Genomic DNA, 23583 nt, shown 5'->3' with positions numbered 1-23583 from the left:
CGTTACCGCTTTCGGTTCAGCCCGCGGGCCGGGCCTCCGGCCCATTACCCCCACCGCAAAGCGGTTAGGGGTTATCGCCCAACGGCGTCAACCCTCCAAGATCGAAGGGCAACGTGAAACCCTCGTCTCATCGGGCTGCTCTGGAGTGCCCCCGGGCCTCATTACGTTGCTAAAGCTTAAAAGGTTTTGATGGTTTAAGGAATTGTTGGATGATTGTAAAAGCCGGACAACCGATAGGGGGTGAAATCATGGATGAGGTGAAGAAGTGGACTCTGTACCTTACGTTCCTGGTTGCGGGATTCGCCACGGGCATCGGTAGCATAGGCCTGTTCCCCCAGTTCTGGCTCCAGTACGGCATTACAGGAATGGCTGTGTACATTGTCTTCCTTGCCGTGTTTACGTACATCGCCATACTTGAGGCAGAGACTGTCATGAAGTCTGGCTACTACTTCGTCGAGCTTTACAACAAGGTTTCCAAGCGGCCGGCGATGGTGCTGTCCATCTTCGTCGTTGTGGCAATTTTCCTCTCGTACTACGCGGCCAACACCATGCTGACGGTGCTCTCGCCCGTCCTCGGCACGGGAACCGTTGCCAGGCTGATAGCGAAGGTGATGATGTTCACCATGGTCTTTCTGATACTCACCAGAGCTAAGGAGAAGACGTTCTCCATCATGGCCTTTGGTTCGATAATCTTCGTCGTCGCGGTGGCCGTGACCGCCGTTGCCTTCAAGGTTCAGATACCTGAGAACGCGGCGTTTCTGGGGCTGGCCAAGCATATGATAGTTGCCAGACACGAATTGAGCCTTGCCTTGATAAAGGCTGCCGCCGAAAGGGCCCTTTACGGTGTCGGCCTGGGAATGGCTTTCTACCTCATGCTCGGCAGCTTCATAAACGAGCGCTTTAACGCAAAGGTCATCATCGGGACAGGTATATTCATCCAGCTCCTCATAGGCGTCCTCTCCACGGTAACCGTGGTTTACGCCATTGCCCCGACCACCCCGGACAGGCTCATCCAGTACGTCTACGGCGGTGAAGAGGGCGCCATTCAGATGATGGCCGACCTTCCCGCTATACTCGCGGATTACCCCATGCTCCTGGCGTTAATAGGCCTTTCTACGTTCTTCGCCGGTGTGACCAGCCTGCTCCCAACCGCCGAGGTTGGTCTCCAGATTATCGAATCGATGATGGATACCGGAAGAAACAGGGCCGCGACTTACCTCATAGGCATCTCCCTCCTGATAGGCATCTTTGACTCCCAGCCCTCGATAGCCGACATGGTCCTCAAGGCGGTTGTCGTTGCCACGTTCTTCACGGCAATATACGAGCTCTACCCGGTGGTTTCGTCCGGAAAGAAGCTCTCAATGGCCGCTATGGCGGTGGTTGCAGTAGGCTCTCTCGTGTTCGTGGTTGGGGGTCTCTACGCCTTCTTCGGCGTGTTCAGGGCCGGCGGGCTCTACGTAGTCTCGGGTGTCCTGGCGGCCATTGTGCTGCTCTTCGGCCTCTTTGGCGACAGGCTGGTCGCCCAGAAAACGGCCGTATGATGCCCTCTTTTTATTTTCATTTTGAAAATAGATAATAAAAGGTGGCAGCGCGTTTACCTGTGGGCGAATATCGCCACGACCTTCTCGGGCGTTACCTCGTCTATTCTGACAAATCCAAAGCGCTCGAACTGAACCACATCGTCCACACTGACCTTGGCATCACTCTCCAGGAGGCCCTTCCTCACCACGAGTTCGTCCCCCTCCGGGACAAGGACCTCGCAGGGCTTCCCCTCTGTGATCCAGTGCACCATCCTCCAGCGGTTCTCCCTGGCGACTTCGTAGTCAACGCTGTGGAACCTCGCTTTTATGCCCTCCTCTGAGACCTCAGCTATCTCGACGTTGAAGAGGTCCTTCAGGCGGACGAAACTGCCCGGTTTAAAGAGCTTCATGTCGTCCTTTGAGACGTATACCGGCTTTCCTGGAACGAACTTGAGCCTCCTGACACCGCGCTCCGGGTGATCCGGGTGGAGCGGTACCTCCGCCGTGAACTCCTCGGCCCCCTCTATCTGCATCGGAATGGGATCGGCGACGAAGAAGTACCTGTTGGCCACAGGCTCGATTATCCTCCGGTTTATCGCCGCCAGGTTGTCCCAGCTTATCGTGGTGTCGCTTCTCTTGAGGCCGACGTCGATGATGAGCTCCCTTATTGCCTCGGGTCTTATGCCGCGCCTCCTGAGGGCCCTTATGGTACCAAGCCTGGGGTCGTCCCAACCGAGGTATTTACCCTCCTCTATTCCCTTCCTGGTTTTGGACTTGCTGAGGATGACCCCCTCAATGCTGAGCCTTCCGTGGTGAACCGTCTGCGGGTATTCCCAGCCGAAGTAGTCGTAGAGGTAGCGCTGTCTCGTCTCGTTCTCCGCGTGCTCCTGTCCGCGGAAGATGTGGGTGACGCCGAGCTCGTGGTCGTCTATCGCGGAGGCGAAGTTGTAGAGCGGCCAGACGCGGTACTTGTCGCCAACGCGCGGGTGGTCCGCGTTGTCGATTATCCTCAGCGCCGGCCAGTCGCGGACGGCAGGGTTGGGGTGCTTGAGGTCAGTCTTTATCCTGACGACGGCCTCTCCCTCTCTGTACTCTCCGTTCAGCATCTTCCTCCAGCGCTCGAGCTGGACCTCCGGCGGCTCCTCCCTGTGCGGGCAGGCGATGCCCTTGTCGCGGAGTTCGCGGAACTTCTCCGGCGAGCAGGTGCAGACGTAGGCCTTTCCGCCCTTTATGAGCTCCTCCGCGTACCTGTAGTATATCTCCAGCCTGTCGCTGGCGATGTGAACCTCATCGACCTTGAAGCCAAGCCACTCAAGGTCCTCCTTGATCCACTCGTAGAACTTGGGTTCGGGCCTCTTGACCTTCGGGTCGGTGTCGTCGAAGCGGAGTATGAACCTGCCGCCGTAGAGCCTCGCGTACTCGTGGCTCAGAATAGCGGCCCTCGCGTTTCCGAGGTGGAACGCGCCGTCCGGATTGGGGGCGAAGCGGGTAACGACCTTCCCCTTCTCGGCCTTCGGCAGGGGCGGGAGGCCTTTTTTCTCCTCCTTTTTCTCCTTCTTTGCCTCAAAGAACTCGGGATAAATCTCCCTGAGCTTGGCCCCCTGCTCCTCGATGCTCATGCCGTTGACCTTTTCCACGATTTCGTTCACCAGGGGAATCACTTCCTTGGCCTTCGGTCTCAGCTCCGGGTTCTCGCCGAGAACCTTTCCTATAACCGCCTTTGGGTTTGCCTTCCCCTTGTGGGTGTAAGCGTTGATGAGCGCGTACTTCAGTATGAGCTCCTCCACGTTCATTCTCCTCACCGGGGGGAGAAAGGCGGGAGTGGTTATAAAGTTAGTCCTCGGAAATTGGGAGAAAAGGGGTGCGGAGCTCACTCCGCGAAGGTGACTATCTTGAGGTTTATCGGGCGCCTGACGACGTTGTACTTCCTCGCGCCGACGAGGTACTTGACGCCGCTCTCGCTCACCGTGTCGATGAGCCTCTGGGTAATGACGCCGTTAAAGACGACGGCGTAGACGTCCTTGCGCTCCTTGAGCCGCCCGGTCATCTCCCTGACGGGTATCTCCGCGAGGACGTTTTTGTCCTTGTCGAGGAGGAGCGCCATCGACTCCTTGGAGGCCTTGACCTTCTCTATGAGCTCGCCGAACTCATCGAGCTCGCTTGGCTTCGGCTGCTGGATGGGTTTTATTATCCTCTCCTCCCTCTTGGGCTCGGGCCTCTCGGGCTTTTCCGGCTTCCTCTCCACCGGGCCCCTCTGCACCTGGCTGGGGGCGTGGGCAGTGGGTTTCCGCTCCTCCTTCCTCTCTTCCCTTGCCTTTGCCTTCTCCTTTTCCTTGATGACGTCGTAGAAGTTCCTGCCCTTGTAGAATATCTCGGTTATGACCTGCTCCGCCGGGACCTTGCTCCTGAGGGACTTGACTATCTCCTTCTTGGTGAGCTCTTCAACTTCCTTGCCCTCCGGCGCGCGGGCCACGTAGTCCACATCGGCAACCTGGAGGAGCTCCTTGAGGATGAGCTCGCCGCCGCGGTCGCCGTCGGTGAAGGCGGTAACGATGCGCTCCTTGCTGAGCTTGGTTATCGTCTCGGGAACCGAAGTGCCCTCCACGGCTATGGCGTTCTTTATACCGTGCTTGAGCAGGTTGAGGACGTCGGCCCTTCCCTCAACGACGATAATTGAGTCTGAGAACGGAACGTGCGGTCCAGCTGGGAGCTTCTCGGGGCCGTACTCGATGAGCTCCTTGGCGCGGACGGCCTTCTTGACCTCCTCGGTCAGCTCCTGGGTCTCGGGGATCTCCTGTTCCATGAGCCCCTCGAGTATCTCCTTGGCCCTCTCTATGATGTACTTCCTCTTGGTGGCACGAACGTCCTCGATGCGGAGGACCTTTATGTTGGCCTCCGCCGGGCCAACGCGGTCGATGGTCTCGAGGGCGGCCGCCAGAATCGCGGTCTCAACCCTGTCGAGGCTTGAAGGTACGGTTATCGTTCCGTAGGTTTTTCCAGCCTTGGTGTGAACTTCAACCCTTATCCTTCCAATCCTTCCGGTCTTCTGAAGCTCCCTGAGGTCAAGATCGTCACCGAGAAGACCCTCAGTCTGTCCAAAAATAGCACCAACAACGTCCGGCCTTTCAACAATTCCGCTTGCTTCAAACTCCGCGTATATTACATACTTGGTCGTTCCGAATTCGTCCTTGGCTGACATACCATCACCCTCTTTCCGTTTTTCAAACTTCTGCTTTTCAGCCAAAATGTGGTGAAGCACTGTCTTCTTCCTCTTCATCGAATCCCCTCCGGATGGGGGTCAGAAACGGAGACGACCTTGAGGTAAAGGCCGTAGAGATCCTCGATACCTTTAATGTCCTTCTTTGCGATTCTCCTGAGCTCTCTGCGCGTCTCTGCATCGACCCTGCAGGGATAGCCCTCCAGGTACCGGAGGAGCTTCCTTGCGAGTTCTTCGCCCGTTCTGTCGAAGTCCGTAAGTATCATGACCTCTTTATACGATGAGGCGATGAGCGCAACTTCCGTTAAAGGCAGGCGGGAGAGCCTTATTATCTCCGCCCTGACCCCCAGATTCCTCAGAGCCACCTCGTCTCGCAGGCCCTCAACTATGAGGGCTCCCTCAAACTCTCGCAGTTTATCTATAAGCTCCAGGAATCTTTTATAGTTTTCGGCGTACATTTCGCCGTCGGTTGGATAACGAAAGAATGGGGTTATAAGCTTATTGGGTGGCTCTTTGACACGTTTATGTCCATAGTAATCAGCAGACGTTCCTGACGGGCACCGTGTGGCTCATCGGCTCCTCGTAGAACTCTTCCAGGAGCCTCTGAAGCTTCCTCGACAGTTCAATCTGGTTGCCCCACGAACCCTCTATCTTTCCCTTAGCTGCCATCCTCCCCAGGAACTTTCTCATCTCCTCGCTCAGCGGGCTCGGCTTGCAGCGCGCCCAGGGCGTTCCGGGGAGTGGCATGAAGTAGTGGGCCCTTACCTTCCCGCCCCTTGCCATCACCCACTCCATCAGCTCGATGCTTTTACGCTGGCTCTCCTCGCTCTCGTTCGGAAGACCTACGATGAAGTCAACGACCGGTTCAAAGCCGTACTCAAGCATGTACTCAACCGCCCGCTGAACGTGCTCTATCCTGTGAATCCTGTGCATGGCTTTGAGCATCGCATCGTCACCGCTCTGGGCACCTATGGCCAACCTCCTGTTGTCTGCATAGTCGATGAGGAGCTCCAGCGTCTCCGGGATGACGAACTCCGGACGAACCTCGCTTGGAAACGTTCCGTAGTAGAGCCTCCTGCCCTCTTTCCGGAGGGGTTGAAGTGCCTTGAGAAGGGCCTCAAGCTTGTTAAGCTTTAGTATTGCCCCCGGTGAGCCGTAAGCAAAGGCGTTGGGGGTTATGTAACGCATGTCCCTCATCCTGCGGGAGTACTTCACAATCTGGTCTATCGGCCTGTGCCTCATCCGGAGCCCCTTGATGTACGGCGTCTGGCAGTAGTAGCAGCCGAAGGGGCAGCCGCGTGTTATCTCTATCGGGGATATGAGACGGACGCTCTCGGGATACGGCGGGAAGCGCCAGAAGTCCTCAACCTTGGCGAAGCCTGTGAAGACGAACTCGCCGTTGAGGTAGAACGCCAGCCCCCTGATGTCGAGGAGCTCCTTTGTGATCCGGTACCCGGTCTTTTTCAGCACGGTGAGGAGCCGGTAGAGAACCTCCTCCCCTTCGCCTATAACCGCGATGTCAAAACCGAGCTGGCTCAGGGTGTGCTTCGGCATGGCTATCGCGTGGTAGCCTCCGGCAACGAGGAGGGCCCCTTTCTCCTTCAGAAGGCGTACCTCCTCGGTCAGGGCCCCCCATATCTCCTCGGTGAAAAATGAGTAGAGAACAACCTTCGGTCTGGCTTTCAGTATCTCCCGGAAATCCTTGGTTATTATGATCTCCCCGAGATCAAATCCCTGGCTCTCCAGGGCTCCGAGGAGGTGGACGAAGGCGTTGTGATTGCGCTTTGTCATTCTTACCGCTATCTCTGGCATGTTTGAAGCCTAGAGAATTGACTTAAAACGCTAACGGTTGGGAAAGGGGAAGTAAAAGAAGCCAGAAAGGCCTTCAGGCCTTAATGGCAAGCTTGATGTCCTCGGCCTTGACGGTCTTCCTGCCGGCGTGCCTGGCAAAGTCGGCGGACTTCCTGGCAAGCTCGATGGCGTACTCCTCGAGGTACTCAGCGAGAACCTTGGCAGCGTCCTCGCTGACCCTCTCAGCGCCGGCCTTCCTTATAAGCCTGTCAATCGGGGCAATCGGAAGCTCGGCCATTCGCAACACCTCCTTAACGGGTTCTTCGGTATTCTTTAGGGAATTGGAGATATATAAACCTTTCGGTAAAAGGAGGCATTTCCGCCGGTTTAACGCCAGATGCACCCTGGAATAAATTTAACTTGACCAGTTGGGTGTTCATGGACACCTGCTTTCCTTCCGGTTCTGCCGTCATGACACTACGGCCCATTGGAGGGTCCACCCAGGTGGAGCCTTTTAACGGCCGTGGGCACGATTGAAAAAAAGCACTGGTCGATACTGCTAACGGCACAGGAAAATTATTCAAACGTGGGCGGTGGGAGGGAGAAGAAGGGGGAAAAGCCTCATCCGAGGGAAATCACTTCTTTCTCTTTGAGAGCACCAGATGCTGGCTTCCCTGATAGTTTCCGCGGTAGGGACTTTTGGCCGGCCCCTCCAGCCTTATGAAGGCTATCTGCACGAAGCGCTCTCCGTAGGAGAGCTCGACCGGTTCATCAGAGGCGTTGTAGATTCCAAGGGTAAGGTTGCCGTCCCAGCCGGGATCGACCCATGCGAAGGAGCCGAGTAAACCCTCCCTGGCGAGGCTGCTCCTGAGCTTCATGTCACCCATGACGTCGTCCGGGAGCCCAATCCTCTCGAGGGTAAGGATGAGGGCGTATGTCTTTGGGGAAATTACCACTTTCCCGGCCTTTTCAACGTCTATCAGTTCTCCGTTTATGTACGCCTCCCTCCCAACGCGCAGGTCGTAGCCCGCCGGCTGGAGGGACTTCTCGTTGAAGGGCTCGATTAGAATTTCCTTCCTGATTTTCCAGTCCGGGAGCATCATTAGTGACCACCGCAAGCTTTATTTTTGGGCAACTTAAAACACTTGCGAGGGCCCGTGGCCTAGGGGATATGGCGCCGGCCTTCGGAGCCGGTAGTCGCGGGTTCGAATCCCGCCGGGCCCGCCAGTAATACAAACTTTTGCTCCGCAAAAGTTTGATCAAAAGATTGTGATTCATTGTCAAAGTTAGTTCCTTGAGAACGATTTTAGGTTTAAAACTCGCCGTTTGAATTTGGATTGTCCCCATAGACTTCCCTTCATGAGGGTTCAACTTCAACCCGCGCTCCAAGGGAGCGCTAAAAAATCTGAACCCTTCTCAAACGAACCACAGGAAACAGAATCCAATTGACTAAAAAGGACGATATCTGGAAGAAAACCCTTCGAACAGGCGGTACAAAAGGAATCACAAACTTGATGAAACTTTGCCCAGCAAAGTTTCTTTGGTCAAGCTTTGTTAAAGCTTGCTCTGTACTCTCAAACCCCCGTAGTGGAGCTAAAGCCCCCACACCCCAGAAGCGAATGATGATTCCACCTCGCCCCGCGCCAAGGGAGCGCTAAAGCTCTGAACCTTCACGGACAGAAACTGGGTTAGGATAAAAGAAGCCCCTCAAAATACGAAAATGCCTCATTCCTGGGTCAGGCCCCTTATCAGCTCGTCCAGGGCTTTGTAGGCGTCGCTGGTGGCGTAAACCTTTGCCATGGTGTTCATGCTATTTAACGGTGGCGAATGACTCCAAAGAAAAGTGGTTGGGTGTCCGCCCGGTGGCGGACAAAGGGAAAGGGAGTTCAGCCGAAGAGGGCACCGAGACCGGCGAGGGCCTCCTCCTCGCTGGCCTCCTCTTCCTCTTCCTCCTCTTCCTCAGCGGCGGCCTCAGCCGGGGCCTCGGCAGCCGGAGCAGCGGCAACGGCAACCGGGGCGGCAACCGGCATGGCGGCCTTCTCGATGACCTCGTCGATGTTGACGCCCTCAAGGGCGGCAACGAGGGCCTTTATCCTAGCCTCGTCCGGGCTGACACCAGCGGCCTCAAGGATGGCCTTGAGGTTCTCCTCGGTTATCTCCTTACCAGCGGCGTGGAGCAGCAGAGCGGCATACACGTACTCCATTTTTCGCACCTCCAATCATCTTCATTTTTTCATTCATTTCACACGGATTTGTTCAGGGATACGAGGGAAATGGAAAGTTCAGCCGAAGAGCGCGCCCAGTCCGGCGAGCGCGTCCTCCTCTGAGGCTTCCTCTTCTTCCTCCTCTTCTTCCTCAGCCTCCTCAACCTTCTCCTCCTGAGGCTGAGCGGCAACGGCTATTTGTGCCTGTTGGTTTAAAAGCTCTTTGGTCTTCTCGTCGAGCAGGTCCTCAGGCAGCTCCTGTGCTATGAGCAGGACTGCACGCAGAGCCCTGCCAAAGATGTCCTCGACGGTCTCTGGGGTGACGTAGCCAGCCTCCACAGCGACGTTCTTCGCGCCGAGGAAGGCCTTCTGGATGATTGCCTCGATGGTCTGGCCCGTCGGGTAGGCGGTGTTGACGGACAGGTTGAACGCGTGCATGTAGGCCTGCTGGAGCAGGTTGATGTACTCGCTCTCGTCGATCGCCAGGACGTCCGGGGTGTAGACGATTCCGTCTTCGTAGGCCGCGAGCAGGTTGAGACCGACCTCGAGCGGCTCGATTCCGAGCGCGTTGAGGATTCTCGCGAGCTGGTCGGTGATGACCTCACCGGCCTTGAGGACGGTGTAGTCCTTCTGGATGCTGACCTTACCCTTCTCGATCCTCGCCGGGATTCCGATGCTCTGCATCTCACCGACGAGCGGACCCGGCGAGATCGAAGTCGGACCGGCGGGTATGACGACGTCCCTGGGAACCACCGCTCCCGGCTTGGCCGGGGCAGGGGTCTTGCTCTCCTCGAGGAGCTTGTAGAGCTTGAACGGGTTCATCTCGGTGGCGAGGATTCCGGCTCCGCCCTGGATGTGGTCGATGAGCTTCTCGAGGTCCGGGTTGTTGAGCTCTTGGGCGGCCCTCTTTATGGCGAGCTCTATGAGGGTGTTCCTGCTGACCCTGAGGAGCGCCTTGCCCCTGAGCTTCTCACGCATCTTGCTGAGCGGGTAAGCCGGGACGTTGGCGACGTCAACGAGCGCTATCACTGGGTGGCTCTTGATGATGTTGGCGAGCTCTTCAACTTCCTTCTTCTTCCACTCGGCAACGTGGGCCATCTTCCTCACCTCTCCACCTTAACTGCCGGTCCCATGGTGGTCTTGACGTACACTGACTTCACTTGGTTCTCGCCGCGCTCCAGCTTGTTGATGATGGCGTTGAGAACGGCCTCTGCGTTCTCTGCCAGCTTCTCGTCGTCCATGTCCTCGGTTCCTATCCTGGCGTGAACGACCGGGTTGTTCTTGAGCTGTATCCTGACGGTTCTCTTGAGCCTGGCAACTATCGGTTCAAGGTTGGTCATGGTCGGCGGGACGACCTGCGGCATCTTGTTCCTCGGACCGAGGTACCTACCGAGGTACCTACCGATCTTCGGCATCAGCGGGGCCGCCGCTAGGAAGAAGTCGTAGTTCTTCGCCAGCTTCCTGGCTTCCCTTGGGCTCTTGGCAAGTTCCTCAAGCTGCTCTCCACTAATCACATCAAGCCCGAGCTTTTTAGCCGCCTCGGCAACGGCACCATCAGCGATGACCGCGATTTTGGGCTCCTTCCCACGACCGTGGGGCAGCACAACCTCAAGCTTGAACCTGTTCTCCGGCTTGCGGAGGTCTATATCCTTGAGGTTGACTGCCATTTCGACGGTCTGTGTGAAGTTGCGCGGCTTAGCCCGGGCCTTCGCCTCCTTCACCGCTTCCACGAATTTCTGCCTGTCAAAGGCCATTTACAGCCCTCCTTTCGGTTTTGATTTAAGCAACGAAAAGTCAAAAATGCGTAAAAAGAGGGATTTTTAAACTTTTCCCTCACTCCTCGGCGTTGGCGAAAATCTCGTCGTAAACGCCTTCGTCAATCTCCCTCTGAACTTCCCTGGGATCCTTGCCTTCGATGGTGACGCCCATGCTGAGGGCGGTACCGATGACCTCCTTCGCCGCAGCCTTAATGTCGGCCGCGAGCATCTGGTCAACCTTGGCCTTCGCTATTCTGATGACCTGCTCCATTGTCAGGTTCCCGACCGGGCTGTGACCGGGCTCGCTGGAGCCCTTCGGGGCGCCGATCTCCTTCTTGATGAGCTGGCTGACCGGCGGGACACCGACCTCGATCTCGAAGGTCTTCTTCTTCGGGTCGGTGACGATGATCTTGACGGGAACCTGCATTCCCTCAAAGTCCTTGGTGGCCTTGTTTATCTCGTCAACGACCTGCTTGACGTTGAGTCCGAGCGGACCGATGGCGGGACCGAGCGGGGGTCCGGGTGAAGCCTTTCCTCCCTCAACGAGCACCTCAACAACCTGTGCCATTTTTCTCACCTCTGTCTGTTGACCGTTCACTCCTTCTGGCGTTTGCTTATAAGTCTAACGTATTCGCCCCTCACCGTGACCGGAATCGGGACGATCGAGCCTATGAGTTCGACGACTATCTCGTCCTTGGCTTCGTCGACCCTGACGACCTTGGCCTTCTCGCCCTTGAACGGGCCGGAGATGAGTTCAACGATGTCGCCGGGCTCGAAGCCGCTCACAGCGGGCTTCTCCTCGAGGAAGTGCTCTATCTCCTCAAACTTGACCTCCCCAGGAAGGGTGCCCTTGGCGTGGCGTATGCCCTTTATGGCCTCGTCCACGGCGCTTTTGCTCGGCGCCTCGATGAAGATGTAGCCCTTAACCTTCGACGGCGCCAGTATGGCGTAAACTGGAAGGTTGTACGTCTTAATCTTGCTGTATATCAGCTTGGCGGTGGTCTCTTCCTGCCCCACCGTGACACGCACTGTGAATATCTTGCCATCGCTCATCCTTCTCACCCACTGCCGCTGGTTCAGGCCCCGGTGATGATGTAGCCTATCAGGCGGAGTATAAGGCCAATGGTACCTACCAGGAGCATTCCAATGCCGGTTATCTTCGCTGCCATCTTAAATTCCTTCATTCCCGGCTTTTTTGTGACCATCAAAACCCTCCGCGACTCCGCGAAGAAGCTTTTAAGCTTTTCCGTGGTCGTTGCCACTCCCGTCACCTCGCTAAATTTTGAAAATGAAAGGTCGTCAAAGCTCCTCAAGATCGAGCTTAATAACTTTTCTCTCCTGCTCCTCACCGTAGTAGCCCGGCTCCTCCTCAGCCACCGCGTAGGGTGAGCTGACGCCGGTGACCACGATGAGGATGCGGATCATCTTCTCCAGCTCCTCGTCGAGCTGGATACCCCAGATGACCTGCGCCTCTGGATCGAGCTTGCTCGTGACGAGCTCGATGATCTGCTGGGCCTCCTCGAGCTTGACGTCGCTTCCGCTGATGCTTATGAGAGCGCCCTTGGCACCGCTTATGTCAACATCGAGGAGCGGGCTGTTGAGTGCCTGCTGGGCGGCCTCCAGGGCGCGCTTCTCACTGTCGCTCTCACCGATACCTATCATGGCGACGCCGCCGTCCTTCATGACAGCCCTAACATCGTTGAAGTCGAGGTTGACGAGACCCGGCTTGGTGATGAGCTCGGTGATGCCCTTAACGGCCTGGACGAGTATCTCGTCGGCGACCTTGAAGGCCATGTGGATCGGCAGGTTCGGGGCCACTTCCATGAGCTTGTCGTTCGGGATGACTATGACGGTGTCGCTGTTCTTCCTGAGCCTCTCAAGGCCGTACTCGGCGTTCTTTATCCTCCTGATGCCCTCAACCGTGAACGGCAGGGTGACGACGGAGACCGTGAGGGCCCCCATCTTCTTGGCTATCTCGGCAACGACCGGAGCAGCACCGGTTCCGGTACCGCCACCGAGACCGCAGGTGATGAATACCATGTCCGCTCCTTCAAGAGCCTCCCTGATGTCCCTCTCGCTCTCTTTGGCAGCCTCTTCTCCCATCTTGGGGTTGTTCCCGGCTCCGAGGCCGCGGGTGAGTTCCTTACCGATGAGTATCTTCCTGTGAGCGCGAACCTTGAGGAGGTCCTGGGCGTCCGTGTTGATGGCGACAACCTTCGCACCCTCAATACCAACCTGCATCATCCTGTTAATGGTGTTACAGCCGGCACCGCCGACACCAACGACATTAATCTTAGCCTGAATCTGCTCAAGAATCCTCTTGAGCTCCTCATCAATGTCAGTCTGGGGGGTCTGGGCCTCCGACACCTTGTTAAGGCCAGCGGAGGTTCTTTCAATGGCATCTTCAATCAGCTTCAGCATCTTTTCACCCTCCGGGCAATTTAACATCTGTTCCACTTTGTACGCAGGTAGTATATAAATTTAGCTAAGTGACGAGTGTTGATTTTTAAATCCCGCTCAACATCTTTAAAGATTTCGATTGTTCAGTCACGTATGAACTCCAAGCCCAGTTCCTCGGCCAGGCTCCTAGCCAGCTGCCGGGTTTCTCCCCTGCTCCCTTTCCAATCAACGTAAATGGCATCGACTCTTCCCTGTGTCCTCTCAATGGCCCTGAGGAGAAGCTCCTCTTTAACGGGGTGTGCGTACTTCGGGACTATATGGCTGAACGCTATGTCCGTCTCTAGGGCCCTCTTGGTCTGCTTCGGTGCGTAGTGCCCGCCACCTATGCCAATGGCGACCGGAAACTTGGCTGTCTTATAGTTTTCGAGCACGTGAATTATCGTCTCGGCTATTATCTCTCCCGCCCTGTCGTTGACCCACTCCTCCTCACTCGAGCCTATCTCAATAAACAGGCTCGGCACGTCGAGCTCGCTGGGGCCGTGGTGCGTTGCCTCGTAGCAGACGGTCCACCCGAGGTCGTTGAGCTCGTCCATTTTCATGAGGGCAAGCTTCATGGCCGCGGGCTGTGCGACGGCGAGGCTCTCGTCTTTCCCTCCGTACATCGCGTTCCCCCAGTTGCCGGTGACGTGGGTGGTAAGAGTGGGAAGCTTCTGCTTGCTGGAGTGGCGCGAGGCGAATACTATGATCTCGGGGGTGATCCCCAGCTGCTCTTTTATGACCCCATCGAGGCCGTCGTAGTATATCATCTCATCGTTCGTCGTGAGGATAAGGGCGTCATCCTTTGAATAGACTGGATTGCCGTCGAACTCCCCCTCTGTCTCTCTGAATCCGAAGTTCTCGATGAGCTTTCTCATTATGTTCATAGAGGCCAGGTCGATCTTGGTTGTCATTATAACTTTCATTTTACAACCCCCACGGGAGATTCCCCTTCTGATTAAAAGGCTTTGCCCGGGTTCGAAATTCTACCTTTGTATAGTCCATATCGAGGTTCTTACGTTTCATATTGGCATCCAATGAAAGATTTACGAAAATGTAACGCAAACTATATAACATAAAATGTACTCCAATATCCTAATGTGGTCGTTAGGCCATAAACGAGCATTATAGTTTGGAGGTGTGCAAGACTATGAGAAAGTTTGTCTCAATCGGATTGGTTGCGGTTTTACTTTTTGCGGTCGTTATGGCAGGCTGTATAAGCTCCGGAGGGGAAACCAGCTCCACCACCGGCCCGACCGAGAGTTACTCGGTGGAGATATACACCGGAGGAACCAGCGGCGTCTATTACCCGCTCGGCTCCGCCTACGCAAACATCCTTAACCAGTACAGCAAAGACGAAACCGGAATAAAGATTGAGGCCAGGGCCGTCACCAGTGGCGCCAGCGTTTCCAACGCCCAGGCCATCGGTGAGGGAAGGGCCCAGGCTGCCATAATGCAGAACGATGTCGCCTACTACGCCTTCCACGGCACCACCCTCGAGGCGTTCCAGGGCAAGCCCGTAACCAAGATCCGCGGTGTCGCTGCCCTCTATCCCGAGACCATCCAGTTCGTTGTTAAGGCCGACAGTGACATAAAGACCCTCGAGGATCTCAAGGGCAAGAAGGTTGCAGTTGGCGCGGCCGGAAGCGGTACCGCCGTTGCGGCCCGGCAGATACTCGAGGCCGCCGGCGTCTGGAACGACGTTGACAAGGTTTACCTCAAGTTCAGCGAGGCCGCCCAGCAGCTCAAGCTCGGCCAGATCGATGCTGCGGTTATAGTCTCAGGTGCCCCGACCCCGGCCATCGACCAGATAGCGGTTCAGACCCCCGTCAGGGTCCTCCCGATAGGCGAGGACATCCTCAAGAAACTCAAGGACAAGGGCTACATATTCTACGTCAGCCAGACCCTTCCGAAGGACACCTACAAGGGCATGACCGAGGACACCTCAACCCTGGCTGTCAAGGCCATTCTCGTGGTCAGTGCCGACGTTCCGGATGACGTTGTGTACGCCATGACCAGGCTCCTCTTCCTCCACGTTGACGAGCTCAGGCAGGTTCACGCCAAGGCGCAGTACATCAGCTTCGACACCGCCCTCGACGGTATGAGCATCCCGCTCCACCCAGGAGCCGTCAAGTACTACGAGGAGAAGGGCAAGACTGTCTCCAGCGAATTAAAGCCGTGAGGAGGGTCTCTTTGAGCCGGAAAACTCTTTCTTTTTTTGCAGTCATCCTTGTATTCCTTCTGCCCTTTCTTCCAGTTAAAGCGGTTGAGATAACTGTTGATGGTGAATCTTACGTTTATCCCCTTGGTTCTGCGATCGAGATATCCTACATCCACAGCGTTGAGCGGAGCCAGGTGGTGGAGGTGCTCGTTGCCAACGACAGCGGTTTTTACGCCGTCGAGATGAAGTGGAAGGACTTTGGGGCGGGCCTTCCCGAGGACATCCAGAACCTGACGGACGGTTTTTACGTCAAGAAGACCCGCGATTACCTCGGGAAGGAATTCCGCTACTGGTTCATTCCGATAAACCACGCGAACATCACCGTGGACGGCTCCCCCGTCATTGTGGACTCTGACGGTGGGAGGCAGGTCGTTGTGGATTTCCGCATCAAGCGTGTTCCGCTCATAATGAAACTCATTGGGAGGTGGTAAAGTGGCAGAAGAACCCAGTATAGATGTTGTTGAGATGGAGGAGGTCGTGATAGAAAGGACGAGGACCCTGCCCCCGAGGCTGGAACTCGTGGTTAAGGTGGCGGCGGTGCTCATCGGCCTGTACGAGATTCTGTTCATCTTCAACTTCAACTATACACTCTACGACCTGTTCCAGCGCCTCGGCGTGGAGCTCGAATTCCTGAGGATAACCTTCCAGCCCAAGCAGGGCGAGGCCTTTGTCATGGCAATGCTCATGGTGATAACCTTCCTCCTCTACCCGATACGCAAGAGGGAGAAGTACTTCCGGAAGGTTTTCTCCTATGACTACATCATGGGAGCCGCCGGAGTGGTTTCAATGCTCTACCTGTTCGCGGTCTACGAGCGCTACATACTGACGTCGTCTCTGAACCAGACTGACGTAATCTTCGGCCTGCTGGCCATAATAATGGTCATCGAGGCAACAAGGCGCGTCCTCGGTTGGGTTCTGCCCATGATAGTCGTCCTTTTCCTGCTCTACGGAATCTACGCCATCAACTACGACTGGACCCGCTTCGTCCAGCAGCTCTACTTCGACGAGGGAATCTTCGGAATCCCGTTCTTCGTCATGACGATATACGTGTTTGCCTTCATATTCTTCGGTGCCTTCCTGCTGAGGATAGGCGTCAGCGACTACATCACCGAGTTCATGATAAGCCTCTTTGGAAAGAGGCCAGGTGGCCCGGCGAAATCTGCCGTCATCTCGAGCGCACTCATGGGAACCGTGAGCGGTTCGAGCGTTGCCAACGTCCTCACCACGGGAACCTTCACGATTCCCCTCATGAAGAAGGCCGGCTACCCGCCGGAAATAGCTGGAGCCGTCGAGCCCGTCGCATCAACCGGCGGCCAGCTGATGCCGCCCATCATGGGTGCCGCCGCCTTCATCATGGCCGAGTTCCTCAATCTACCATATAACAAAATCATCATCGCGGCTGTCCTTCCTGCTCTGATCTACTACGGCGGGGTTTACCTCTTCATAGACCTAGAAACCAAGAGGCTGGGCCTTAAGGGCATGGCCGCCGAGGCATTCAAGACGATGGCCTACTTCCTGCGCAAGCTCTACATTCTCCTGCCGATAGTCGTCATCACAGTTGCCCTCGTGTGGGGAATAGCACCCCAGATAGCCGCCATATCGTCGCTCGGAGTTGCCATCTGGGTCGCGTGGATATCGAGGGACGAGATATACGGGAACGAGAAGCTCTACGTCGCCGTTGCACTGCTCGCGACACTCCTGATGTTCCTGGGCAAGGACGTTGGAAAGCAGACTTCCATGGTTCTCCTGGCCATGTTTCTCCTGCTGGCCGCACTTGGGGTCATGAAGAAGGGCGTCGCCTTCAACGAGAAGTTCTACATAACCTCCCTCTTCCTGCTGTTCATAGCCCTGACCAAGTACCTTGGAATGAGCAAGGAGCAGATAGTTCTCATGACCGGCGTCTTTGGAATAGTCTTCTCAATCCTCGTCGGCTACCGTTCGGCACTCGACAGCGGCAGGATGATGTACCGCGCGACCTACGAGGCCATGATAGACGCTGGAAAGACAAGCGTCAGCGTCATGCTCGCGGCCGCCAGCGCGGGCCTCATACAGGGCGTCCTCACGATGACCGGTGAGCTGACAAACATCGGCTACCGCCTCATAAGCCTGACCCACGGGAACCTCTGGCTTCTCCTCCTGCTCACGATGGTATTCAGCCTCATACTCGGAATGGGCGTCCCCACGACCGCCAACTATATCATCACCTCGCTTGTCGCCGCTCCAGCAATCTACATGCTGGTCAGGAACATCGAACCCTACAACCAGCCGGTTCCGGGTTACACCGTCCTCATAGCCATGCTCGCGGCCCACTTCTTCGTGTTCTACTTCGGAATCCTTGCAGACGTTACCCCACCGGTGGCCCTTGCCAGCTACGCGGGCTCCGCAATCGCGGGTGGGGACTTCTGGAAGACAGCCATAAACGCGGTGAAGTACGCGCTGGCGGGCTACATAGGGCCGTACATATACTTCACCCACCCCGAGATGTTCCTCATAACCGTCTCGGAGTGGACCCCGGCGATGATCATCCGGGTGCTCTACTACCTGGTGGCAACGCTCTTCGTCATGTACCTCCTGGCGATAGCGCTGACCGGCTTCTACAGCACCCACCTTAAGTCCTGGATGCGCGGGGTAATCGGTATCCTCGGCCTGGCCGGTGTGACCCTGAACCCCATCGTCATAGGGGCAGGAGTCGTGGCGTGGCTTGGCCTGAAGTTCTACGGGGCGAGGTTCGAGAAGAGCGCCGCTTAGCCCTTCGTTTTTACTTTTCCCTTTGCTGTCCTGTTTTGGAAAAGTTTGGAAATTGAAAAAAGCTCAGTAGAGCATGACCTCGAAGCCCAGTTCACTCAACAGATCAGCCAGCTCCTCGCTGTCCACGTAGACCAGCAGGTGATGGTTTCCGAGGGTGCCGTCTATGAAGTCCATTGCGTCCTCTATGCGGAGTTTCATCTGGGTTCTGCATCTAAAGTTGCTGTGCTCCTGGCCGACCACCTCGACGCCGGCAACAACAGCCTTTCTTCCGCGTATCTTCAGGAGGCTGGCCTTCCCTTTGGGCAGCTGGACGTCGACGCCGACGCCCATGCCGCTCTCAAAGTGCGACCTGATGATGTACTTTCCGATGAGCGGTGCGGTGCAGTGGGCGAGGATTATGTGGCTTTCCCCGTAGTCGGCAATGTTGCCCATGAATGCCGGCTTGTCGAAGAAGCGCCTCGCTATCATCATACCTATGAGCGCGTTCAGCTCGCCCTCGCAGGCGGCCGGAATTCCCTCCGCGTTGAGCATCGCCAGGGCCAGGCAGGGCGTCGCCTTAAGCTTGCCTATCAGGTCGAAGCAGCCGATGGTAAAGCCGTCGAGCCTGTAGTCCTCCAGTATTCTCTTTATTGCGATGTATATCCTTCCGGCCTTCACCAGGTCCTCCCTGCCGGGCTCCTTTATCTCGATGGCCTTTCCGACGATTTCTTCCATCACTTTCCAGCCTTCCGCCTCGGTGGTGGCCTCGTAGTACTCGTAGAACTTCTTGAGGCTGATGCTGGTGTAGGGAAGCTCGAACTTCTCGTTGATGAGCCAGGGTGAGACCCTGCCGATTATGCCGATGCGCATCTTGAGGAACTTATCCAGAATGTCCTTCATGTCCTCGTATCCCAGAAGCGCCGCCTTCAGCTCGTTGAAGTCCTTCACCAGGGTGGACGGCACGAGCCTGTCCCTGAAGTACTCCCTGAGCTCGATTCCAGCGGCGAGGGAGTTGTTGAACGGGTCGCCGTAGATGACTATCGGCCGCCTGTAAACGAAAAACTCCTTCAGCGGGCCTTCTGTGCCGCCGGTGAGGGGGTAGAGAACTATGGCATCAACCTCGTTGAAGTTGACCTCCTCCTTGGCATCCCTGAAATCCTTCCGTGTCGAGATGAAGAACCCTCCAACAACCTCAAACTCCTTTGCGAGGCCCGTTATGAACTCCGAGGCTTTCTTCTCAAAGGCCTTCGGGTTCGCAAGCTCGCTGACTCCAAAAACGACTCCGACCTTCATGCTTTCACCTAACCGTTTTAAACTTCCGCGCTTAAATAAGCTTGTGGTGGTAGCGTGGCAATGCGGTTCGTCCTCGACACGAGCATCTTCGTCAACCCCGAGATACGGGGAAAGTTCGGCGACAGTCCGACCGAGGCGATGAGGGCTTTTCTAGGCTATGCCGAGAAGCTCTTCGGTAGAATAGAGTTCTACATGCCCCCTGGCATCTACAGGGAGGTCATGCATTTCGTCGATGAGGAAGAGCTCCTTCCCGAGGTCGAGCTGTACATAATCAAAAAGCCCCCAAACGTTCACGACATCAAGATTCCCGCCTTCGTCGTCTACGAGCTGATAGACGATATCAGGCGCAGGATCGACAAGGGACTCCGCGTCGCCGAGAGGGCGGTACGGGAGGGGGTCATCGAGACCGATAACGTGGACAGGATAATCCAGAAACTCCGCAGAAACTACCGCAAAGCCCTCCGTGAGGGCATCGTTGACAGTAAGGAGGACTTTGAGCTGATTCTTCTCGCAAAGGAGCTCGACGCAACTATAGTTTCCGCGGACGTCGGCATACTCACCTGGGCGCAGAAGATGGGCATTAAATGGATAGATGCGGCCAACTTCAGGGAGGTCCTTGAGGGATTGGTGGACAAACTGGGGGAAGGGAAAAATTTATAAAGCCTCGACTGCATCGTATCATCGACGCCCCGGTGGCTCAGCCTGGTGGAGCGGCCGCTTGGTAAGCGGCAGGCCGCGGGTTCAAACCCCGCCCGGGGCTCCACAACAAACTTTTCTGGCGAAAAGTTTGATCAAAAGTTGTAGCTCCTTCGTTGGGTGCAATTTCTTGAGAGGTTTCCTGATTAAAGGTCACTTGTTTTGGGTGGCAACCTATTTAGAGCCTTTTAAGGGAGTTTAACTCCAGAAATAAACCACACCAAAAGTGCGGTTCAAGAGTACATGCTCCCATTTCTCCCATTCGATGGGGGTTCTTTTGATCCACTTTTGCAGGGCAAAGGTTACTTCGCCTGTGTAAAGTCCATCTAAAGTTTGTGATTCTTCTTTAGTGTGTGGTTGATTGTCAGATTTCATGTTCGTGGAGCAAGTTTTCACCAGAATGCAGTTTTAAAATCTGGCCTTTTGGAGAAGTTTTCTCTTTTTAGCGCTCCGGAGGAGCGCGGGTGAAGTTAAACCAATGAAAATCAGCTGTTAAGAGTGCATTCATGTTGGAAACGAACCAGTGAAACCAGAAATCATCTCACAAGAGGTACCTCGAAAAGGAATCACGAACCTTGATCAAACTCTGCGGGACTGTCGTCCCTTGCGTCGAGCAAAGCTCAACGTCGCGCAGGCGAACAAACTTTGCAAAGCAAAGTTTGACCAAAAAGTTCCCTTCTCGGTTAAAGCGGCTGGAGAACATAGTGTGTACTTTGAGATTTGCTTTGTAAAAGGGGTTTGACATAAAAATATACACTTTTGAACTGTTTCACTGTTATTCTGGCGTCTTTGGACGCCATTTAGAGAGTGAAACACTCACAAAATCGCAATTTGAGCGATAAACCCCATCAAAAACAAGCAATTCCAAGAATGCACCTCACCTTCCGCCAGCGCTTGCGCAAGCAAGGGCTGTTCGGGGGCGTGGGGGCGGAGCCCCCCAGTAGTTTAGAGAAAAAGCGGGGTTTGTGGGGCGAAGCCCCACTACGGGGGTTTGAGAGTACAGAGCAAGCTTTAACAAAGCTTGACCAAAAGTTTGTAGCTCTCTGCATTGCCACGTTTGGAAAAATCTTGGTTTTCTTCCTCTTGGGAACCTGTTTTTGTGGAGAACGATGGACAAAATCCCAGATTATCAAGGGTTTACTTTCCTCTGACGCCCTTTGGGCGTCTTTTGGGGGGTTAAACCCCTTTACAATGAGCCTCTAAAGGAGTCCTCACTCGAAATAATTGAATTGTTTTAATTAGAAAACTCCATCAAACTCGCATTCAAGAAAGAGCTACGAACTTTGATGAAACTTTGCGCAAGCAAAGTTTCTTATGGTGGGGCCGCCGGGATTCGAACCCGGGTCACGGGCTCCCAAAGCCCGCAGGATGGACCAGGCTACCCTACGGCCCCGCCCGCGGTAAGTGCATCGGGAGGTTCCTTATTAAGCTTTTCGCTGGAAGCTTTTAGGAAAAGCTTCACCAAAAGTTCGTAGCAAGCTTTTTCCAAAAGCTTGCTCCGCAGGATTTTTATAGCTGATTCCCCAATCGCCTCAAGGTGTCGTCATGGTCACGCTCATCATAGCCGAGAAACCCAACGTTGCCCGTAAAATCGCCTATGCGTTGGCGGAAGGCAAACCCGTGAGAAAAACGATAGGGAAGGTAGGTTACTACGAGTTCACCCGCGACGGGAAGAGGATAATAGTAGCTCCCGCAGTGGGCCACCTCTTCTCCCTCGCCCCCAAGGTGAAGACCTACGGTTACCCCATCTTCGACATCGAGTGGGTACCTGTCTATGTCGCTGAAAAGGGCAAGAGCTACGCGAAGGACTACATCAAAGCCCTGGCCGCGGTTGCCAAACAGGCGGACGAGTTCGTTGTTGCCTGCGACTACGACACGGAGGGTGAAGTTATCGGCTATACAGCTTTGAAGTACGCCTGCGGCGTTGATCCGTCCAGGGCGAAGAGGATGAAGTTCTCCGCCCTCACCAAAAAAGACCTTCTGAAGGCATGGTACAACCTCGAACCGACGATAAACTTCGGAATGGCCGATGCCGGAATAGCGCGCCACGTCCTCGACTGGTACTGGGGCGTGAACCTCTCCCGCGCCCTCACATCGGCCATAAAGCGCGCCAGCGGCAAGTGGCAGGTTCTCTCCACCGGCCGCGTTCAGGGGCCGACGCTTAAGTTTCTGGTTGACAGGGAGAAGGAGATTCAGAACTTCAAGCCCACACCGTACTGGGTAATAAAGATGCTCCTCGAGAAGAACGGGGAGCAATACACCGCCGTCTATGAGAAGGAGCGCATACTCGATGAAAACGAGGCGAAGCGCATCGTCGAGGAGGCGAAAAAGGGCCCGGCCTTCGTCGAGAAGGTCGAGGTCAAGCAGCAGAAGAGGAATCCGCCGGTGCCCTTCGACCTCGGAACCCTGCAGAGGGAGGCCTACTCCGCCTTCGGCTACTCCCCGAAGAAGACATTAGAGCTCGCACAGCGCTTGTATGAGCGTGGAATCACGAGCTATCCCCGTACTTCATCACAGAAGCTCCCCAAGAACCTCAACTTCCGCTCCATTCTCCAGAACCTCGCCAAGCTGCCGGAGTACAAGCCCTTCGCCCACGAGCTCCTGGGCAAGGAGCGGCTCAAGCCCGTCGAGGGCAAGAAGGACGACCCCGCCCACCCAGCAATCTACCCAACTGGAGAGCTTCCGAAGCCGGGTGACCTAACGAAGGATGAGCAGAACATCTACGACCTCGTGGTCAGGCGCTTCTTGGCCCTCTTCATGGAGCCGGCCGTCAGGGAGATAATGAAAGTGATCATAAACTCCAACTCCCACCGCTTCATCCTGGGTGGAGCGAGGACCGTGAAGGAGGGCTGGCTGAAGGTCTACGGCAGATATGTCAAGTTCGACGAGGTGATCCTCCCGGCGTTTAAGGAGGGCGAGCCGGTCAAGGTCATCCAGATTAAGCGCGAGAAGAAGAAGACGAAGCCCCCCGCGCGCTATTCCCCCGCGGCGGTTATCAAGAGGATGGAGGACCTCGGCATAGGAACCAAGGCCACCCGCGCCCAGATTCTGGAGACCCTCTACAGCCGCGGCTACATCGAGGGCAAGCGGAAGATAAAGGTCACTCCCCTTGGCATGCGCGTCGTTGAGGCCCTGGAGAAGAACGTGCCGGATATAGTGAGCGTCGAGCTGACGAAGGCCTTCGAGGAGAAAATGGAGGAGATCATGGCCGGGAAGGCCGATAGGGAGGGCGTCATCGAGGAGAGCAAGAACCAGCTCATCAAAATCCTCCAGGTTTTCAAGGAGAGGGAACTCGACATAGGGACGATGCTCGTGGAGACGACCGGAACCGGGGCGACTACCTCAAAAACAGCCGCCAGAAAAGCCGGCGCCGTGAAGGAGCTCAGCGAGGAAGAGGAGAAGGCGGTTAAAAAGGCCGTTGACAAAGGAGAGAGGAGGAAAGAGCCCCTCGTGGTAGGCAAGTGCCCCAAGTGCGGCGGCGATCTCGTGGTGAGATACAACCGGAAGACGGGCAAGCGCTTCGTCGGCTGCTCCAACTGGCCAAAGTGCAACGTCACCTACCCGCTCCTCCAGCGCGGTGAGATAATTCCAACCAACAAAACCTGCTGCGGCGGCGCGCCGGTGGTCAAGATACGCGAGAAGGGCCGCGAGTACGAGATATGCGTGGACATGAACTGCAGGGATTGGAAGCGATAGCCTTATCTTCCCTCTTGCGGAGTTC

21 protein-coding genes and 3 tRNA genes are annotated in these 23583 nt (G+C 55.8%); 8 read left to right on the top strand and 16 right to left on the bottom strand.

The features are described from left to right. Window positions 1–248: 248 nt before the first annotated feature. Complete coding sequence (locus FPV09_RS04825) at window positions 249–1541, top strand: sodium-dependent transporter (RefSeq protein WP_148882570.1); 1293 nt, start codon at window positions 249–251, stop codon at window positions 1539–1541. Between the two features lie 53 nt (window positions 1542–1594). Here FPV09_RS04825 and FPV09_RS04820 read toward each other — a convergent pair whose 3' ends face one another. The 6 genes from FPV09_RS04820 to dcd all read right to left on the bottom strand — a co-directional run bounded on the left by FPV09_RS04820 (window position 1595) and on the right by dcd (window position 7631). Beyond that, window positions 1595–3313, bottom strand: a complete 1719-nt coding sequence (locus tag FPV09_RS04820; protein ID WP_148883692.1) for a glutamate--tRNA ligase — start codon at window positions 3311–3313, stop codon at window positions 1595–1597. A gap of 77 nt (window positions 3314–3390) precedes the next feature. Beyond that, the gene (gene dnaG, locus FPV09_RS04815) at window positions 3391–4797 is read right to left on the bottom strand and encodes a DNA primase DnaG (protein WP_148882569.1); all 1407 of its coding nucleotides are present in this window, start codon (window positions 4795–4797) and stop codon (window positions 3391–3393) included. Continuing rightward, window positions 4794–5195, bottom strand: coding sequence for a toprim domain-containing protein (locus FPV09_RS04810; RefSeq protein ID WP_148882568.1), 402 nt, complete (start codon window positions 5193–5195; stop codon window positions 4794–4796). The genes dnaG and FPV09_RS04810 overlap by 4 nt, the downstream gene beginning before the upstream one ends. 79 nt (window positions 5196–5274) lie before the next feature. Beyond that, window positions 5275–6549 carry a TIGR04013 family B12-binding domain/radical SAM domain-containing protein gene (locus tag FPV09_RS04805; protein ID WP_148882567.1) on the bottom strand — a complete coding sequence of 425 codons (1275 nt, stop codon included), beginning with the start codon at window positions 6547–6549 and terminating at the stop codon, window positions 5275–5277. Window positions 6550–6622: 73 nt separating this feature from the next. Continuing rightward, window positions 6623–6826, bottom strand: coding sequence for an archaeal histone HpkA (gene hpkA, locus FPV09_RS04800; protein WP_014012340.1), 204 nt, complete (start codon window positions 6824–6826; stop codon window positions 6623–6625). Window positions 6827–7163: 337 nt separating this feature from the next. Next, on the bottom strand, window positions 7164–7631 hold the full coding sequence (gene dcd / locus FPV09_RS04795; protein WP_148882566.1) for a dCTP deaminase: 468 nt from the start codon (window positions 7629–7631) through the stop codon (window positions 7164–7166). 48 nt (window positions 7632–7679) lie between these two features. Between dcd and FPV09_RS04790 the strand changes: the two genes are divergently transcribed. Next, window positions 7680–7755, top strand: a tRNA-Arg gene (locus tag FPV09_RS04790). Between the two features lie 659 nt (window positions 7756–8414). On the opposite strand, the gene rpl12p is transcribed toward FPV09_RS04790, so the two are convergent. The 8 genes from rpl12p to FPV09_RS04750 all read right to left on the bottom strand — a co-directional run bounded on the left by rpl12p (window position 8415) and on the right by FPV09_RS04750 (window position 13851). Further along, window positions 8415–8732, bottom strand: a complete 318-nt coding sequence (gene rpl12p / locus FPV09_RS04785; protein ID WP_014012337.1) for a 50S ribosomal protein P1 — start codon at window positions 8730–8732, stop codon at window positions 8415–8417. A gap of 78 nt (window positions 8733–8810) precedes the next feature. Further along, window positions 8811–9830, bottom strand: coding sequence for a 50S ribosomal protein L10 (locus FPV09_RS04780; RefSeq protein ID WP_148883691.1), 1020 nt, complete (start codon window positions 9828–9830; stop codon window positions 8811–8813). A 5-nt stretch (window positions 9831–9835) separates the two neighbouring features. Further along, window positions 9836–10486 carry a 50S ribosomal protein L1 gene (locus FPV09_RS04775; RefSeq protein WP_148882565.1) on the bottom strand — a complete coding sequence of 217 codons (651 nt, stop codon included), beginning with the start codon at window positions 10484–10486 and terminating at the stop codon, window positions 9836–9838. A gap of 79 nt (window positions 10487–10565) precedes the next feature. Next, complete coding sequence (locus FPV09_RS04770) at window positions 10566–11057, bottom strand: 50S ribosomal protein L11 (RefSeq protein ID WP_058939858.1); 492 nt, start codon at window positions 11055–11057, stop codon at window positions 10566–10568. A gap of 26 nt (window positions 11058–11083) precedes the next feature. Further along, window positions 11084–11542 carry a transcription elongation factor Spt5 gene (locus FPV09_RS04765; RefSeq protein ID WP_014012333.1) on the bottom strand — a complete coding sequence of 153 codons (459 nt, stop codon included), beginning with the start codon at window positions 11540–11542 and terminating at the stop codon, window positions 11084–11086. A 23-nt stretch (window positions 11543–11565) separates the two neighbouring features. Then, a complete protein-coding gene (locus tag FPV09_RS04760; protein ID WP_148882564.1) occupies window positions 11566–11751 on the bottom strand; it encodes a protein translocase SEC61 complex subunit gamma in 186 nt (61 codons plus the stop codon). 37 nt (window positions 11752–11788) lie between these two features. After that, window positions 11789–12910, bottom strand: a complete 1122-nt coding sequence (gene ftsZ, locus FPV09_RS04755) for a cell division protein FtsZ (protein WP_148882563.1) — start codon at window positions 12908–12910, stop codon at window positions 11789–11791. 122 nt (window positions 12911–13032) lie between these two features. After that, entirely contained in the window at window positions 13033–13851 is an 819-nt protein-coding gene (locus FPV09_RS04750) for a D-aminoacyl-tRNA deacylase (RefSeq protein WP_148882562.1), read from the bottom strand. A 224-nt stretch (window positions 13852–14075) separates the two neighbouring features. On the opposite strand from FPV09_RS04750, the gene FPV09_RS04745 reads away from it, so the two are divergent. Genes FPV09_RS04745 through FPV09_RS04735 form a run of 3 tightly spaced genes read left to right on the top strand, consistent with a single transcriptional unit; the run spans window position 14076 to window position 17894 of the window. Continuing rightward, a complete protein-coding gene (locus tag FPV09_RS04745; RefSeq protein ID WP_148882561.1) occupies window positions 14076–15107 on the top strand; it encodes a TAXI family TRAP transporter solute-binding subunit in 1032 nt (343 codons plus the stop codon). 11 nt (window positions 15108–15118) lie between these two features. Then, entirely contained in the window at window positions 15119–15577 is a 459-nt protein-coding gene (locus tag FPV09_RS04740) for a DUF1850 domain-containing protein (protein WP_148882560.1), read from the top strand. Window position 15578: 1 nt separating this feature from the next. Beyond that, entirely contained in the window at window positions 15579–17894 is a 2316-nt protein-coding gene (locus FPV09_RS04735; RefSeq protein WP_148882559.1) for a TRAP transporter permease, read from the top strand. A gap of 63 nt (window positions 17895–17957) precedes the next feature. On the opposite strand, the gene FPV09_RS04730 is transcribed toward FPV09_RS04735, so the two are convergent. Beyond that, complete coding sequence (locus tag FPV09_RS04730; protein WP_148882558.1) at window positions 17958–19166, bottom strand: hypothetical protein; 1209 nt, start codon at window positions 19164–19166, stop codon at window positions 17958–17960. A gap of 60 nt (window positions 19167–19226) precedes the next feature. Between FPV09_RS04730 and FPV09_RS04725 the strand changes: the two genes are divergently transcribed. Together FPV09_RS04725 and FPV09_RS04720 are read left to right on the top strand one after the other, a co-directional pair. Then, window positions 19227–19826 (top strand): RNA ligase partner protein, encoded by a 600-nt coding sequence (locus tag FPV09_RS04725; protein WP_148883690.1) that lies wholly within the window; start codon window positions 19227–19229, stop codon window positions 19824–19826. A gap of 26 nt (window positions 19827–19852) precedes the next feature. Further along, window positions 19853–19929 (top strand) — tRNA-Thr (locus FPV09_RS04720). Between the two features lie 1248 nt (window positions 19930–21177). On the opposite strand, the gene FPV09_RS04715 is transcribed toward FPV09_RS04720, so the two are convergent. Next, window positions 21178–21255: transfer RNA gene (locus FPV09_RS04715), tRNA-Pro, on the bottom strand. A 152-nt stretch (window positions 21256–21407) separates the two neighbouring features. Between FPV09_RS04715 and topA the strand changes: the two genes are divergently transcribed. After that, on the top strand, window positions 21408–23558 hold the full coding sequence (topA, locus tag FPV09_RS04710) for a DNA topoisomerase I (protein ID WP_148882557.1): 2151 nt from the start codon (window positions 21408–21410) through the stop codon (window positions 23556–23558). Window positions 23559–23583: the final 25 nt, after the last annotated feature.

This window comes from Thermococcus aciditolerans, from assembly GCF_008152015.1.
In the GTDB taxonomy this organism is placed as follows: Archaea; Methanobacteriota_B; Thermococci; order Thermococcales; family Thermococcaceae; genus Thermococcus; species Thermococcus celericrescens.
This window is presented reverse-complemented; position numbering and strand designations above follow the sequence as displayed.